This is a genomic window from Halopseudomonas aestusnigri (assembly GCF_002197985.1).
Taxonomy (GTDB): Bacteria; Pseudomonadota; Gammaproteobacteria; order Pseudomonadales; family Pseudomonadaceae; genus Halopseudomonas; species Halopseudomonas aestusnigri.
Genome location: NZ_NBYK01000016.1, coordinates 23,715 through 38,728 on the forward strand (window position 1 = coordinate 23,715; position 15,014 = coordinate 38,728).

Annotated in this window: 22 protein-coding genes; all 22 read right to left on the bottom strand. The window is 62.6% G+C overall.

The features are described 5' to 3' along the window. Window positions 1–100 precede the first annotated feature (100 nt). Complete coding sequence (locus tag B7O88_RS16150; RefSeq protein ID WP_088277543.1) at window positions 101–613, bottom strand: DUF6631 family protein; 513 nt, start codon at window positions 611–613, stop codon at window positions 101–103. Further along, window positions 613–1,350: a phage tail tube protein gene (locus B7O88_RS16155; protein ID WP_088277545.1), complete on the bottom strand. Its 738-nt coding sequence runs from the start codon at window positions 1,348–1,350 to the stop codon at window positions 613–615. The genes B7O88_RS16150 and B7O88_RS16155 overlap by 1 nt, the downstream gene beginning before the upstream one ends. Before the next feature lie 3 nt (window positions 1,351–1,353). Beyond that, window positions 1,354–1,557 carry a DUF7210 family protein gene (locus B7O88_RS16160; RefSeq protein WP_088277547.1) on the bottom strand — a complete coding sequence of 68 codons (204 nt, stop codon included), beginning with the start codon at window positions 1,555–1,557 and terminating at the stop codon, window positions 1,354–1,356. Next, complete coding sequence (locus tag B7O88_RS16165) at window positions 1,554–1,991, bottom strand: phage tail terminator protein (protein ID WP_088277549.1); 438 nt, start codon at window positions 1,989–1,991, stop codon at window positions 1,554–1,556. The genes B7O88_RS16160 and B7O88_RS16165 overlap by 4 nt, the downstream gene beginning before the upstream one ends. Window positions 1,992–1,993: 2 nt before the next feature. Further along, on the bottom strand, window positions 1,994–2,506 hold the full coding sequence (locus B7O88_RS16170) for a gp436 family protein (protein WP_088277551.1): 513 nt from the start codon (window positions 2,504–2,506) through the stop codon (window positions 1,994–1,996). Next, window positions 2,506–2,853: a hypothetical protein gene (locus tag B7O88_RS16175; RefSeq protein WP_088277553.1), complete on the bottom strand. Its 348-nt coding sequence runs from the start codon at window positions 2,851–2,853 to the stop codon at window positions 2,506–2,508. The genes B7O88_RS16170 and B7O88_RS16175 overlap by 1 nt, the downstream gene beginning before the upstream one ends. 57 nt (window positions 2,854–2,910) lie before the next feature. Continuing rightward, entirely contained in the window at window positions 2,911–3,837 is a 927-nt protein-coding gene (locus B7O88_RS16180) for a phage capsid protein (RefSeq protein WP_088277555.1), read from the bottom strand. Between the two features lie 30 nt (window positions 3,838–3,867). Then, on the bottom strand, window positions 3,868–4,251 hold the full coding sequence (locus B7O88_RS16185) for a DUF2190 domain-containing protein (RefSeq protein WP_088277557.1): 384 nt from the start codon (window positions 4,249–4,251) through the stop codon (window positions 3,868–3,870). 6 nt (window positions 4,252–4,257) lie between these two features. After that, entirely contained in the window at window positions 4,258–5,469 is a 1,212-nt protein-coding gene (locus B7O88_RS16190; RefSeq protein ID WP_235005822.1) for a peptidase, read from the bottom strand. Between the two features lie 210 nt (window positions 5,470–5,679). After that, complete coding sequence (locus B7O88_RS16195) at window positions 5,680–6,165, bottom strand: phage virion morphogenesis protein (RefSeq protein ID WP_088277559.1); 486 nt, start codon at window positions 6,163–6,165, stop codon at window positions 5,680–5,682. Window positions 6,166–6,275: 110 nt separating this feature from the next. Then, entirely contained in the window at window positions 6,276–7,532 is a 1,257-nt protein-coding gene (locus B7O88_RS16200; protein WP_088277561.1) for a phage minor head protein, read from the bottom strand. Beyond that, window positions 7,532–8,977, bottom strand: a complete 1,446-nt coding sequence (locus B7O88_RS16205) for a DUF935 domain-containing protein (protein ID WP_088277563.1) — start codon at window positions 8,975–8,977, stop codon at window positions 7,532–7,534. Before B7O88_RS16205 ends, B7O88_RS16200 begins: the two co-directional genes overlap by 1 nt. Then, on the bottom strand, window positions 8,977–10,362 hold the full coding sequence (locus tag B7O88_RS16210) for a terminase large subunit domain-containing protein (protein ID WP_088277565.1): 1,386 nt from the start codon (window positions 10,360–10,362) through the stop codon (window positions 8,977–8,979). The genes B7O88_RS16205 and B7O88_RS16210 overlap by 1 nt, the downstream gene beginning before the upstream one ends. A 168-nt stretch (window positions 10,363–10,530) precedes the next feature. Then, the gene (locus B7O88_RS16220; protein WP_088277569.1) at window positions 10,531–11,076 is read right to left on the bottom strand and encodes a phage protein Gp27 family protein; all 546 of its coding nucleotides are present in this window, start codon (window positions 11,074–11,076) and stop codon (window positions 10,531–10,533) included. Window positions 11,077–11,078: 2 nt separating this feature from the next. Next, the gene (locus B7O88_RS16225) at window positions 11,079–11,372 is read right to left on the bottom strand and encodes a VpaChn25_0724 family phage protein (protein WP_088277571.1); all 294 of its coding nucleotides are present in this window, start codon (window positions 11,370–11,372) and stop codon (window positions 11,079–11,081) included. A 7-nt stretch (window positions 11,373–11,379) separates the two neighbouring features. Then, window positions 11,380–11,682 carry a DUF2730 family protein gene (locus B7O88_RS16230; protein ID WP_088277573.1) on the bottom strand — a complete coding sequence of 101 codons (303 nt, stop codon included), beginning with the start codon at window positions 11,680–11,682 and terminating at the stop codon, window positions 11,380–11,382. Next, a complete protein-coding gene (locus B7O88_RS16235; RefSeq protein ID WP_088277575.1) occupies window positions 11,672–12,289 on the bottom strand; it encodes a lysis protein in 618 nt (205 codons plus the stop codon). The genes B7O88_RS16230 and B7O88_RS16235 overlap by 11 nt, the downstream gene beginning before the upstream one ends. Further along, complete coding sequence (locus B7O88_RS16240; RefSeq protein WP_412779081.1) at window positions 12,286–12,918, bottom strand: transglycosylase SLT domain-containing protein; 633 nt, start codon at window positions 12,916–12,918, stop codon at window positions 12,286–12,288. The genes B7O88_RS16235 and B7O88_RS16240 overlap by 4 nt, the downstream gene beginning before the upstream one ends. A gap of 53 nt (window positions 12,919–12,971) precedes the next feature. Continuing rightward, window positions 12,972–13,325, bottom strand: coding sequence for a putative holin (locus B7O88_RS16245; RefSeq protein ID WP_088277579.1), 354 nt, complete (start codon window positions 13,323–13,325; stop codon window positions 12,972–12,974). Between the two features lie 106 nt (window positions 13,326–13,431). Next, window positions 13,432–13,923: a hypothetical protein gene (locus B7O88_RS16250; RefSeq protein ID WP_088277581.1), complete on the bottom strand. Its 492-nt coding sequence runs from the start codon at window positions 13,921–13,923 to the stop codon at window positions 13,432–13,434. 24 nt (window positions 13,924–13,947) lie between these two features. Then, complete coding sequence (locus B7O88_RS16255) at window positions 13,948–14,367, bottom strand: hypothetical protein (RefSeq protein ID WP_088277583.1); 420 nt, start codon at window positions 14,365–14,367, stop codon at window positions 13,948–13,950. Window positions 14,368–14,410: 43 nt separating this feature from the next. Continuing rightward, window positions 14,411–15,013 (bottom strand): hypothetical protein, encoded by a 603-nt coding sequence (locus tag B7O88_RS16260; protein ID WP_088277585.1) that lies wholly within the window; start codon window positions 15,011–15,013, stop codon window positions 14,411–14,413. Window position 15,014 lies beyond the last annotated feature (1 nt).

Genomic DNA, 15,014 nt, shown 5'->3' on the forward strand with positions numbered 1-15,014 from the left:
TCAGCGGCTTTTTTGCCACCGCCGACTGCCAGGTTCATGTCCTGCATTCGGCCCGCGCGGTCCAGCCGGTCAACGGCCAGGGCGCGCTCGTAATACAGCATCAACTGCCGGCGGGTGTAGCGTCCGAGGTCGCACTCTCGGTGGCCGTGCCGGATGAGGGTGGCGTAGATGTCGCCCCAGCGGTTTTCCCGGCCTTTGCTTGCACCCTGGCCACCGCTACCCGGCTGATCGCGGTGCGCCAGTAGAAAGGGCCATTCACCATCCACCAAGCATCCGCAAGCCTGGTGCCATCTGTTTGTTTCAGGCTCGCCACAAAAGCGACGTCCGTGTCACTGGCCGCGGCCAGCAACTCCTGAAACTGGTCAATGTGGTTGCCCATCAGGTCGAGCACTTGGTCGTTGGTAGGCTGAGTCGTCAGGCTGATCAGCGCTTCCATATCCTTGAGCATGGGCTCAATGATGGGTCGCATGCGCAGCCCTTCAATAAACCCGTACTCGCGCACGACCAAATCACGGCCACCGATGTTCTTCACCGGCAGTTCAGGGTGCAGCACCTGCAGGTCATCTGCGCCTGGCTTGCCGGCCTTTTTCTTTGGCTTCGCGCGGGTAGCCATTACGCGGCTTCCTCGACGAAGCGGCCGAAGCCGCCCAGGACCGAATCAGTCAGCTTGGCCACGTCGACCAGTGCCGACCCGCTGAGCGGCAGGTTGCCGTACTCATCGGTGATCATGTTCAAGTCACCCGGCGGGTTGAAGATGGTGCGGTACAGCTCAAACACTGTGCGTTCGCCGTTCTCGGTGTTGATGCCATCAAACAGCAGCCAGCGCTCTTTCGGCTGTTCGGAGAACATCGCCATTGAAACGGCGTTGCCGTAGCTGTAATCCGCATCGATCTGCGCGGCCTGCGCAGTGAGGAACTCGACCAGGCCGGCGGCTTCCGACTCGATACGGTAGTCGGTGTTCAACACCAGCGGCGTGCCGTCGTTATCCAGCACCAGCGAGCTGACAAAGCGCTGTCCCAGGCGAATCACGTCACCCACTGCGAGCGGCATCGGCAGTTCCTCACCAGTAACCGTGGCGCCGGCCACAGACACCTGCTTGGCGTAGAACGCCATCGCAATGTTGTGCCGCGTCCACTCGTCCAGCGTCATGTTCACGTTGACGGTCTTGGCACCAGCAAGTCGGCCGATCTGCAGGCGGTTGCCGGAGAAGCTTTCGTTCTTATCGGTGCTGGTGGTGTTGATCTGCAGCTGCAACTGGGGGGCGTTGCCCAGCCAGGTGAACGCGAGCGGCATGCCGGCAGCTGAGCGCGCAGCCGTCCAGATCTTGCCTTGAAAGCTGAAAAGGCTCATGGGTTACTCCTTGGCTTTGGCCGAGATGGCCTTTACGTCAGGCGCAGCAGGCTCATCAAAAGCCACCACACCCTGTGAAACCAGCCACGCCTTTTGCCGGGTATTGACGTCAATCTTGTCGCCGGCAGCGCACGGCTCACCCTTGTGGGTGTGTGGCTTGAGCAGCGTCACTTTTACTTTCTGCTGCGGTTGCTTCTTGTCGGTCACGGGGCACCCCCTATGAAATGTTGCGTTGAATACACTTCGGCCCAGAGCAGCGTGCTGCGGTCGTAATCGAGCACGTCACCTCGTGACCATTGCACCGGTCGTGCCCCTGGCACCTCCGGCGTCCAGCCCATCAAGCGGCCGCGCACCGCACCAAGAATCGGCCGCAGCTCCTTCAATGTGCGCTCACCGCGTTGGTCGCCGTAATTGCGCACTGCGAGCACCACGCCAAAGGTGACGATGGCGCGCTGCCGGCCACCCGGCTTTACCTGCGCGTCGTCGGCCCGCTCCTGGAGCAGCAGCACATAGGCCGACGGCATACGAAAGTCTTTCAAGCTGGTCACCGACGCGTACTCGGCGGCGCCCTGAATGCCGTCCAGCTGTTCCAAGCTGTCCAGTCGATCGATCACCGCTTGAATGTCGAACGGCTCACTCATGTTCAAAAGTCCCTCAGCGTGTCGCGGCTGAAGGTGCGCGGCGGTGCCGAAACAATTGGCGCGCCGCTAGTGGTCGGCGTCAGCGGGTCATCCGCACCCAAGCTGAACTGGCCGCTGGCGACCTGCTGCAAAAACTTCAGCGCGTCGCGGTAGTCGCGCACGATCGGGTCGTTCTGCTCACCGCTGATACGGTCCTTGTGCAGGTGGTAGCGGGTAATCGCCCGCGCCCAGCCCGTCACAATCGGAAACTCGGTGGCCAGCGGCAGGCTGTACCCGCGCCGAGCCAGGTAGCCGTTAATCGATGCCTCGGCGGTTGCCAACGCATCCTCAATCACGGCCTTGGTTGCTTCGGCAATGGCCACCTCATCAGCTGGCCAGGCGGCCAGATCCTGCCCGCGCAGCAGCGCATCAAGCAGCTCGGCTTCAACCTCCCGGTACTGCCGAGGGGTGGCCACCTGGGCCAGCTCGACAGCACCCGGCCGGTCGGCCAACTGAGCGAGGGTGATATAGGCCATTACTCAGCTTCACCAAATTGCACGGCACCGATGGCCAGCAGCGGTTTCGCCTGGTCATAGGTCAGCTCAATGGGCTCGCCCATGCCATACGGCACACCGTCATGCTCCAGGCGCTCACGGTTCACTACCAACACCACCATATCGGCCTGCTCGCCGTTGGCCTGGTCTTGCACCGGGGCCGGCGGTACCGGATCGGCAGCCGGCTTGTCGTCTGCAGCAGGCGCTTCTGGCGCTGGTGCTGCCTGAGCCTCGGCCTGCTCTGCAACGGGCGCATCCTGCTGGGTAGCGCCTGCGGCCTCCTTCTCGACGGGCTCAGCCGGTTTTGCGGTGGCTTTCTTCACTGCCATGTTGGTCTCCCTGGGGCGACAGCCGCCGCCCGGTCAAAGGGTGGGTTGGCCTGCCGCTTAGGCGATGGCGTTCTCGAAGAAGAAACCCAGATCCGGCGCGGTGATCAGCTCTTTAACCGACTCACCAACGCGCACCATCTGCCCGCCGCGCAGCCCGATGTTTTTGTCGAACGAGGATGTCGCGATACGGCCACCAAACTGCGCGGTGAAACCGAAGGTGGTCCCGCTGTTGGCGTCGGCCAACTGGTCGCGGTAGATGAATGAGGCATGGTTACCCCACACGCGGGACAGGTTTGCGGCTTGGCCAGGGCGGGCAATGTTGAGGCGCGCCTCACCGACCAAAATGGCCTCCAGCTCCAGCATGTCGGCCAGCCACTGCAGCGGCACCATGCCTTCATCGCCCAGGGTGCCATTGAACGCTTTCACCACCTTGGGGTGACGGCGCAGCTTGGTGGATACCGCACGGCCCAGCACACCAATGGTCGGACGCATCACCACACTATCCAGCGCATCGGTGATCGCGGGCAGCGGGTTGCTCTCCTCGTGGCTCCACTGGCTCGTGCCGGAGAGCGTGGTTTTGTTGCCCGCTGCATAGTTGGCGGCATTGAAAACGGCATTGGAGGTTCGCACCTCACGATCCAGCAGGATCAGATTGGTGGTCTGCTCAGTGGCCTTGCCCAGCGGGTCGTAGTTCGGCGGCGCGTTTTCGATATCGCGCTGCGGTACCGGGGCTTCCAGACCGTGGTCTTGGGTTGCGCCGGTTTCATCGGTGGCCGAGAAGTCCACCTGGTTGATACGCGACTTACGACCAACCTTGGTATCCGGCACAGTGAAGCCTTCAGCTAGGTCATGTTTGAGGAACTTGAACTCCTGCGCGCCTACCGGCACGCGCGGCAGCACCTGGTCGGCAATCAGCCGGGTGTTGCGGTACGCGATGGCAATGGCGGTGAGCGCCGGGTTAATCGGGAACGGGGCATTACTCATGTCAGGTACTCCTGATGTGGCCGAGGCCGGTTAAGGGGCAGTCGCCGGGATGAAGCCAGGCGCGACCAGGACGGACGCAATGTCGCCTGCCACGCCCGAGACCTCGGCGTACCCAACAATGAAAGTGTCAGCCGCTGCCGGCAGCGCCACGGCAACAGCACGGCCGTTGGCGTCGGCGGTCAGCGGCGCGCCGCGGGTGACGTTGCCACCAAAGGTGACGCTGGCCGGGCCACTGCGCACAACGTCTACGGTCTCGCCAGCGGCAGTCGCAATGTCGGTGGTTACGCCCAGCGGCATGGTGCTGCCATCATCGGCCTGCACGGCCGCGCCATCGGCAGCGCCGTGGGCGGCAATCAGGTACGCACCAATGGCGGCGGTCGCGGTGAACGGGGTAATGAGTCCGGGAATGTTCATAGCCGGTTAGGCTCCCTTGGTTACGTGGTTGACTGCCTGGCTGATGCTGATGTTGTTGCCAGCCTGGCGTTGCTCGGATTGATACGCTGTTGCGCGGGCGGCAATTGCGTTGGCGTCCTGGTCGTCGACGATGTCGCCGCCGCCCGACTTCTCGGAGAAGTCCACCTGCTTGGGCAGATCGCTCAGCAGCGCGCGCAGCACCTTGTCTGCCGGCTCGCTGATGGTCTGCTCGCCCTCGGCGAACTCCAGCGGGGTATCGGCGGGCAGGTTCAGCAGCAGCGAGACGACCCGCGCTTTCTGACGAGGCAGCAGCTGGCCGGAGGCAACCAGCCCCTCGGCAAACTCGGCCGCTTCGCTTTCCTTCTCTTGAGCCTGGGCGGCAGCAATACGCGCCTCACCCTCGGCCACCTTGCGCTCACGCTCGGCGAGCTGTGTTTCGCGATCATCGTCGGCCATGGCTGGCTCCTGAGTTGAGACCGCGCCGGCATCTGCCGCCGACGGGTCCGTGTTCCCCGGCTCCGGTGCGGCAGCGGCAGATGCTGCGGCGCCTTCATCACCTTCAGGGGTTGGGGCTTCGCTGGTGGGTTGTTCTGACTCAGAGAACGCCACGGCGCGCTCGTCGCTGTTGCGGGCGCTCTCCTCAATGGACTTGATCTGCCACTGCGGGATGATCAGGTCGGCTTGCTCGGCACCTTCGCGCTCCACAAAGAAGTCACGCAGGCGGCGCAGAATGTCGGCCATCGCCGTGAACGCATACGGCGGCTCGGCAAACTCCAGGGCTAGCGCGCCGTCTTCCTCGGCGAACTCCAGCGAGGTATCGGGAATACCTTTGATGGCCGGCGGCATAGCGCCCAGAAAACCGATATGGCGCAGGTAGTGTTTGCCTGGTGTGGGATTGCCCGGCGAGTCCGGCAGGTAAACCGACGCCGACCGCTTCTTGTACATCTTGCGGTTGGCTGCCTCGGCAAACTCCGGCACGACCTGGTGCGGCTCGGCAAACAGCATGCCGGCGCGCAGCTCGACGCTTTTTGCCCAGCCATAAGCGGGGCCGTTCAGCTTCGGGTGACCAATGACAAGAGGCGCCTCATGCAGCTTCGGATCGTAGCTGTCGACGATCTCCTGCAGGACGGCCTCGGTGAAGTCCACCGCGCGGCCGTCCAGAGCGACGTGCTGGCCGGCGGGGAGAATGGGCAAGGTGGCGCGATGTGATGTGTTCATGGGGCCAGACTGCGCCCCGATGGCGGGAATGTAATTTGTACCAGGGCAAAACTTGAAATTAGCCCATTGGCGGCAGATACGTCAGCGTAGCCCTGAACGAATGCCCGTAAACGCGTTTATAAACGCTATTCCTGCGCTGCAAGGGCATTCACTCGTTGAACGGTAGCGCACAAGGGCCTCAAAACGCTCACAGAGGCCCGTTTGCGGCCATCAGCTCAAACGGCGTTTCAGATGGTCACGGCACAGCTCGATGATCTCATCGGCGTCTGAGTCTGATACGCCGAGGAACGGGCGGGCTGCAATTGTGCCCCATGGGATCGGCGCGCCGCGGGAGGTCTTGCCGAACTGCCCTTGCTTGGCACCGAACTGGTGGGTGGCACCGTAGATGCGATCGGTACCGACGAACAGGTCACCGTCCTGAATCTGGTACGAGATCTGGCGCGCTAGGTGCCCCGAGCGCTGCAGGATCTTGCCGGGGTTGGGTTCCTTGTTCGCCAGGTAACGCGGTGACAGCGCCTGCCAGGCTTGGCCATCCGGGCCGCGCTCATCACGGAAACGGTCGCGGGTGCTGTTGATCAGGTGCTCGCCAATGTCCCGCTGCAGGCGCTGGGGCTCCTGCAGCAGCTGCAGCGCCTCGCGCAATGCGGCGATCGCGCTCTGGCTTTCCAGTTCAAGTTCTACTCTTGCGCCAGCCATGGTTTATACTGCCCCCAGACTGTGAGCGTTCTGGCGGCCGGGAAATCGCCAGCTCCGGCTCGGGCCTCTGCGGAGTCCTGCACGGTGGAAGTGGCGTCCACCCTGAGCGTTCACAGTTGCCCCTCCAGCAATACCAACTTCCCGTTGTCCACATCCTTGCGCACATTCTGCCAGTCGATCAGCGAGCCACTGCGCACCGCGTTGGTCCGCTCGTTTCCCTTCAAGCGGTAGTTCACCACTACAACCAGCTTGCCGGCCTCTCGGCGCTCAGCCGGGAACACATACAACAGGGTGTTAGCAGCGACGTCCAGGAGCACGGCCTGCGGTGATGCCAGCACGGCCGGCAGCTGCGCCAGCTCGTCCACGTTCAGTGCCTTGGGTGCGCCAGCAGCGGTGGCGGCCGTTGCCTTGCTGCCGCGCAGGGTATGCAGCACGCTGGCATCGTTCATGGTGATTGCTGCAGTGGCTGCAGCCACGCCAGCCGTTTGCATGCCGGTGACCACATTGGGGCTCAGCGCCCCCACCACCAGCTGGCGGCCACGCGGCTTGCCGTCGTCCATCACCTGGGTAAGCATGCGCCGCCAGTCACTGGCCAGCGCCTGCTGCACAGCAGGGTACAGCACCAGCTCGCGGCTGGTGGCCGCGCCCAGGTCCGCCGGCAACGCCGGCACTTTCTCCAGTACGTGCTGCACTTGCTGCTCAAAGGCGCTGCTACCGGGCGCGTAGTTCCAGCCAGCGTCGATGCCCTCTGGCACGCTGACGCGCTCGCGCTTGTGGATGATCTGGCGCTCGTTCAGCGGTGGTGCCTGATCCGGTCCGCTCTTGCCTAGGCGGTCCAGATCCCTCTGGTTCAACGCGCGCACGCCGCACTGGCAGCCCCAGCCATTGGGCGGGTAATGGGTTTGCCACCACGGGTCATCGGCAGACAGCACCAAGCCGTCCCAGGCTTCATGCTCCGGCCGCGGGGTAATCACGGCGTCTGAGTGAACGTACATCCAGAACGGCCGGTCTTCCTTCACCGCCTGCAGCTGCTGGTAACGGCCGGCTGCATAGCTGGTGCGCAGGTTGGTTTCGTAGATCACCCGCGAGCGCCAGCCACGGCCGCCCTCTGGGTCCCATCCGTAATTGTCCAGCACGGCGTAGAAGTCAGCTCGGAAGCGCTCCAGGGTGTCGCCCTCGCGCAGGTTGCGGTTCAGCACTGCATGAATGTCGCTGACCATGTCCAGGCGGTGGCCACCGGCAACCACAAACGCCTGGTCGTGTGCTGCCTGACGCACCTGGGCATAGTCCACGCTCGGCAGTTTGCGCTGCAGAAACTGGATCTGCTCGTCGAACGGCAGGCTGCCGTAGGTGGCCGGGGTCGCCATTAGCGCACCTCGTCCTCAATGTCGTTGCGCCCTGCCAGGCCGGCCAGAGCCAACGCCTCGGTCATGCGGGTGCTGTACTCGTCCAGCGACAGGTTCGGTGCCAGGCGCAGCAGCTCATCACGCATACGATCAGGCGATGCGCCGGCCTCGGCCAGCTCGGCCAGCTGCTGCGCCCAGCCATCCACAGCCGGTTGCAACTGTTGCTCGGTGCGCTCCAGCATCGCAGACGCCGGGTCGCTCGGCTCACCAACCTCGGCAAACTGGGCCGGGGTGGTAGGCGGTGCAGGCTCGGGCTGCTCTTCCAGCTCGACGCCGTAAGTGGTTTCGACGTACTGGCGGGTCGGTTTGAAGCCCGTCATGCGGCTGACTTTCTCGTCCCGATCAGCGCGGCCGTTCAAGTCCTCTGGCTCTTCCACCACGCGGTACACGCGCGGCGGTACCGCACCGGGGAAGTTCCACTCCGTCAGCCAACGCACCGGGCCATCGTTGAATGACTCGCACACCAGATCCGCATCGGCCTTGATCAGATCCAGGCGCACATCGCCCTGCAGGTCATCATTGCCCAGGCGGCCGGGCGTGCCTTGGCTGCTGGCGGTCTGGCCGACGGTGACCTTGGCTATCGCGGCGTCCATGGCCTCGTACAACGTCTTGTAATCAGCGGTGCCGTTGCGGGCTGCCTCCAGCAGTTCCAGCGCCATGCCCTTGGGGATCAATACAGTCGAGTCAGTGCGGATGGCCTCGCCAGCCTCCAGCAGCTTGCGCTTGTCCTCGTCGGTGGCGGTCGAGGGATCAAACTCGCCCTTGGCGGTCGGCATGCCGTACTTATCCAGGAAGATCAGCCAGAACTTGATGCCGTTGCGCTTGAACAGCACCGGCCAGTAAAGCCAGTGGGCCAGGCCCATGCCGTATGGCTCGTCGTCGTTGTCTGCGCCGGTTGCGTAGTGCCAGAAGTACGGGGCCGGGCACGGCACGCCGTTCATCATGTTGTTGGGCGTCAGCAGGCGCAGCTCGCCTTCGGGGCTGTAGCGGAAGCGGCGGCGGTTGCGCACCTTGATCGCTTCCCAGGTGATGTAGTTGTCGTCGCGGCCATAGATGATTTCGGCCACCGCGTAGCCGTAGAAAACGCCATACAGCATGCGCTCCGTCACCCGGTCCCAGCCGATGCGGTTCAGCTGCTCGCGCAGATGGTCGGCCGCGGCCTGATCGATCGGGCGATCGCCGCCCGCGTCGACCTGCCACTCGCGGCTGACTACGGCGCGCTGGCGCTGCTGCCACATGGACTTTACCTGCCAGTCGCTCAGCAGCTCCTCGTAGATCTTGACGTCTGCGCCGACCTTGCGCAGCAGCGGGTCGGCCGGCTGCGACAGCGCGCCCACCCAGGGCCGGGTGATGTCCATGCCGTCGCCGCTGGTAGCGATCTGTTGGCCGAGTGTTGGCTTGTCCATCAGTAGTCCTCAAACAGGTTATTGCCGCCCACGGTGCCCCAGCCACGGCTGGTGACCTGGCCACCTGAGCCGGGGGCGTAGCGCTCCAGTTGGCGGGTCTCGGCGCGTGTGCCGGATGAGCGATAGTCGATGACCATGGGTTCAACGCCTGCCGCGTTGATAGCCAGAAAGCCCGCCCAGGTGCGGTCGGCGTGGCCAGCGCTGTCGGAGTCCGCCACAAAGCGCGGCGCCCCGGTGGCGCTGGTGACGCGCTGCAGCTTGTGCAGGTCGGCGCGCAGGGCGTTGTTGCCTTGGGGGATTCGCAGCTTGCGGTCCTGGAAGTGTTCCTTGCCCTGGGTGGCCAGCGTCAGCTTGTTGGCTGCTGTGAATAGCACGCCCTCCACGCGCAATTCGCCATAGCGGCGCTTGGCGTCCTCAACCGGCTTCTCGCCCATGCCGGTCTGGTCTTTGCAGCAGCGGATCACGTTGTAGCGGCGAAACACGTCATCGAGCAGCATGTCCTGCTCGGCAAAGCTGGCGCGGCGGCGCTCGATGATCTCGCGGGTCCAGAGCACATCGCCCACACGCTCGAGCACCCAGATCACAAACAGGTCATTGCGGGCGGCGATATCCACTCCCACATAGCAGGGGCCACCCTGGTAATGCTCAGGCAGGCCGGCAAACTCGTGCTCACAGCTGGTGATCAGATCAAAGTCGAGCCAGGCGCTGGATTCATCCAGCCACTGCAACTCAAACTCCTGGGCCCACAGGTCGGCGTCACCTGCGCCGATGCGCAGCTCATCGATGTTGCGCGGCAGGCCGTCAGCCACGGCCTGGTAAATATCGGTGGTGTGCCTGCTCCAGCCGTCATCCTTGCCGGTCATCAGGTCGTAGAACTTGTTGCCCTTACCATTGGGGGTGCTGATGACGCGCAGCTTGAGGCCAGGTTTGGAAATCACTGGAAACAGGGCTTTCCAGATCGCGCGGCTGTCCTGGTGAAAGGCGAACTCATCGAGCAGTACGTTGGCCGAGAAGCCCCGCGCGGTGTCCGGGTTAGCTGGCAGCGCGGTGATCTTGCTGCCACCGGGCAGCTCTACTTCCAGCGCCTTGATGCCCGGCTCCCAGTCGTAGTCGTATGCCTGAAAGCCCGCGCTGAGCGCCTGCAGGTGCAGCTTCACACCTTCGTTCATCGCTTCACGCGCCTGCCGCTCGCCACGGCTGAGAATCACCCAGCGGCGGCGCTGGCCAAGCGCCTCGGCGCGTGCGCAGTCCAGCGCCAACTCCAGCGTGCTGGTAAACGTCTTGCCGCACTGGCGGGCAAACATGGCGATCTTGAAACGGCTGTCGTCGTTGACCCAGCGGCGCTGATAGTCGTAAAGCGGCAGTGCTGGCTGCAGACTATTCATCGGCGGGTTGCTCCTGCTCTTCGGACTCGATGGACGTGCAACGGAACACTGTCTTACCAACGAAGAAAGCACCCAATTGTCGGCACTCAGTAGCGACAGTCATGTGCGCATGCACCCACCCGATGAACCAGCCGACCCAAAGCAGGCCGACAACAGCCAGTAGCTTGCTCATATCCCGTACGCCGCCTTGATGACTTTGTTGAGTACGTCCTGGTCAACTTCACCAGTGCGGCCCAGCTCGTCCAGCTTCTCGCGCTGCTCCTCGATCAGCCGCTCCCTTGCCTCACGCTCAATTGCTTTGCGTTCTTCACGGGAGACCTTGCCGGCCTGCAGCACGTCTTTGGCGGCACGGGCCAGTTTGCGCACGTCATCGATGGTGGTTTCGTCATCGATCTGCGCGCCCAGGGCGGCATGGGTGGTCAGCGTCTGGATGGACTGCACCATCAGCGCGCCAGCTTTGTCGTTAGGGTTTTCGCCCAGTTCCTCCACCAGCAGGCTGGCCATGGCCTGCTGCTCGCGCAACCGCTTGGCCATCTCGTCAAAGCTGACTTTGTAGCGACCAACAGCTGAGCGGCTGGGCTTATCTTCCTGGGGAAACTGCTCGTGCAGATCCTCGATCAGCTCATCGAGCGTCAGACGGTTTTCACGCAGCCGACGCTCAATGTGTGACCGTACCTCTGGGGCCAGCTTCTCGATGCTTGATTTACGGCCCATGATCAGGCCCCCGGCGGCTTGATGCCGGGCACTTTGGCGCGGCCCACGGCAACGTCAGATCCGCGCTCGGTCAGCTTGACGATAAGCACCGAGTCAAGGTCCTCGACAGTCAGCAGCCCTTGCTCACCCAGCCAGTGGATCTCGGTCTTCACCTGGTCGCGGCTTGCCTCAAGGCCGTAGCTGGTAAGCGCCTGGGCCAGTACCGAGCTGTTGCTGCGGTATGCCGGCATCTCAGACAAGACGCGCAAGATCACCAGGCGCTGGTGCTCCCGCAGGAAATCGGCAAACTTGCTCATTCGGCCCTCACTTATTGTTCAGCAGGTAGTTGTTGATCCGGTCCAGCTGTGCGGATAAAGGGGCAATGCTCTGCTGGATGCCATCCAAGCGAGCCTGTACCCCCTTCATGTCGGCGTGCAGGGCGTTCACCAGGGTTTGGTCTGGCATGTGTTTCATCTGCTCCTCAAGGGTCACCACGCGGGTGCGCAGGTCGCCCAGGTCAGATGCGTTGGCGGCGTCGCGTGACGTGAGATAGGCGTAGATCCCAACGCCCCCCATGATCAGCCACTGCGCCACGCTGAATGCCAGGCGTAGCTCGTCAGTTCCCATCGGGCTCTCCGTAAAGGTCCAGCAGACCGTTCAGTTGTCGAAGGTTGGATTGAGCCCAAGCACCGTAATCACGGGCGTGGGCGAGGATGTCGGCGGGTGTAACACCGCTCTCCAGTAATTCGGCGTCAGCGCCGGGGGCAGGCTCGGGCGCTGCTTGAGCTGCGGGGTTAGAGGGGCTTGCTCCTGTGGCGGGCAAACTGGCTGTGGCTCCGAGGGCGGCGTTGTAGTCGCGCAGCCAGCCGCGAGTGAACACGCAATGAGGAATAGCAACCGGCTCAGCTTCAGGCGCGGGCAGGTACACGGTTGTGACTTGTGGAATGCGATTGGAAATTTGCTCATTGAGTGCCTCAATCCGCTTGTTTGCGGCTGCTAGATCTTCTTCTGCAGCGGTTGTGCGGGCGACCTGCTGTTGGTACGCCTGCAGGTGCTCTTTCGCTGCTTGCGCGCGCTGATCGGCGTATGCGCGCTCAGTGGATTGCTGCTGTGCCTCGGCGTTGGCTGTCGCCTCTCTGACGCCTCGGTCATAGCCACGCTCCTCAACTAGGTGAAGCAAGCCCGCGATGGCCAGCCCGCCAGCAACTGTGCCGATCAGCACAGCCCGGGTCATAGCGGATACCTCTCAGCGCACACACCAGCCCCCCAGCCAGCAGTCACATACAGTGGCTCCCAGCGAGTGAGGATGTTGCGGGGGTAGTTGCGGTTCTCGCGGAAGTTGGCAGCCGAGCGGCCTGCGTTGTACCGCTCGACAGAGTTGAACCAGGTCAGCGGATCGGCCCCGGAAGCCGACGCCAACCGGCGGTCGCGGTTGATCCACCCGAGGCCGCCGTTGTAAGCGGCCAGCGCCATTGCCCACTTCTCGCAGGGGCTCGCGGCCTGGATGCGTTCGAGGTGCCACTGGTTGTAAGCCACCATGGCTCTGAGTGCCCATCCGGGATTGAACGGCTGGGCCGGCCCCACGCGGCGCGGGTAAATCGCAGCCATCCACTCAGCGGTGGCCGGCATAAATTGCGCCAGCCCCTGCGCACCGGCATGGGACGTGACGCCGGGACGCCACCCACTTTCCTGCTGAATCTGCGCAGCCAAGGTGGCGACCGGCGCATCAAGGCCAAAGCCATGCTGCGCCACCCTGACCAGGTCACGCCGGTATTGCTCTGCAGCACGGGGCACCTCCTGAGCGGCAACGGGTTGGCAGTTAGCCAGGGCAAAGATGACCACCCAGATCAGCAGCACGGTCAGGCTGAACAGGCGGCAGTTGCCTCGGCGGTCGATACGGTCTCGGGCCTGCATGGTCACAGCCCCAGTGTCAGGCCGAGTACACAGGCCAGCACAATCAGCGCCCGGCGCATGCAGGCGGCAGCAAAGGCGATGGTGTAGCGGTAAGCCTCTTGCGCCTCGGTACTGCCACCGCCGGGGCAGCTGCGATCCGGCAGGCACTCATGCGGGCGGGCATAGGGGAACAGCGCGCGGTCAAGCCAGTAGGCCAGCACCACACCAAGGGTCACCAGGGCGACCTTGTAAGCGATTACCGGCATTTGCTCAGGCGCGGCCAGCGCCAGAGCAACCAGGAGGAACACAGAAACCAGAATCCAGAGGGTTAGCCGGGGAAAGCGCGATCCGGCGTTACACGCGGGGGAACCATACATGGGTAACACTCCTCAACCTGCACAATGGCGTTATTGCCAGGGACAGGTCGATGGTGTCAGGTCGAGTTGTTAGAGTCTTTTGAACAGGGGCAAAACAAGTGCAGCACTAGGTAGCGCTAGACACAAAGGCCTGCAGCCAATGCATAGCATTCGGCAGCCGCGTTAGCCCCTCCTGGGCAAGCCGCGTCACCATCGCCTCAAGCCCCTTTGCGGGGAGGTTAGTCACTGTGGCCTTGAGTTGCTCTTTGACGCTGCTCTCCGCATCAGCGGCTTCAATTTGAGCCAGTATAAGGTCACGGACTGTATCTGCATGAAGGCGAACAGTAACAACACCCAGAATGGCAGACAGGCCGCCATCTGCCTCTATGAAGTCGATCCCCTTGGCGGTTATCCCTACCAAACTGAGCTGCCGTGGATCTCTACTAACAGAAAATGACCCAGTTACTAGATCATGCTCTCTTAGGTAGGTCAGATTGCGGAGAAGGTGAGCCCCAACAGCGTGCATCTCAACAGCAAGCTGCTTGACGTCACATCTACCTGGGTAGATTCCTTTCAAATAAGTTAGCGTTTTTTTTTGTAGCTCCCTATCGTTCTCCATCACTCCTCCCTAGAGCACATTGAGTCACTGTCTGCAAAGATCGCTGCCCGGCGAAGCCTTGCAATCAACAAACCGCACATCACCCTTGCGGTCCCGCATGTAGGCGTAGTCCCACTTGGACATGCCTGCCAATTCGTACAGCACTCGGTTTGCGTCAAAAAGGTTCTTTGCAGTAGTTACTCCATCTCGCGGCATAGTGGCGCCCGGCGGGTAGAAGTAAACCGCCGTCATCTGGCCCTGAGTGTAGGCAGCAGAGTCAGCTCTAGCGCGCAGGGCTGATGGCGTCGCAGATGACTGGTAGGTGAAGGTAAAAATCCGATCATTGGCTGGGCTTTTGAAGTAGCCACCTTGGGTGACCGCTGATGTTGATCGGTCGCTGCCACCGCTACCACCGAATATCGCGCCAATCACGATCAGCGCCACAAGAATCAATATAATGCGCATCGCAAATTCCCTCTCGTTAATCCAGTTACCTTACAAGACCAGCCTAGAACATCAACCCAAATAGAAAACCGACAGCCCCGATGACAAAGCAATGAATTGGGTACTGGCGCAGCAGCGCTCCATACGGCATACGCTCAGCCTGCTCGCCAGCAGCCTTGGCTTCGCTCAACAGCTCACGTTGGCGCTGCTGGTACTGCTCCATATGCGCGACAGCTTCTCGCAGCTTCTCGCTCGGCATCCCGTGCAGATGGACATCACCGAGGACAGACAGGCAGAATCGGCTCAGCTCATCAGACGCCTGCTTGCCACGCGAAAGCTCATTTAATCGCGCCCTCAGGTTCTCGCGACGCTGTTGCTCGTAAAAGTTCTCACGGAACCGCTCCAGTGCATCAACAGCGTCCTGGTACTGGCTGCTGCGAATTTCCCTAACGGTCCTAACGCCCACGGCCACATGCACCACCGTAACCCACAGGTGCCGAGCCGATTGGTTGCACTCGTCCGCGATCAATGAAACTAGCCCGCGCAGGGCGTCTCGCTGGGCTTTAACCAGTAGGTCATCTTTCGACTCGGGCGCGAGGTTCACCTCAATCAAATCACGCCCCGCAACCCTGTTTCTTTCCCCCTGCACATCTACTGCGTTGCTCACG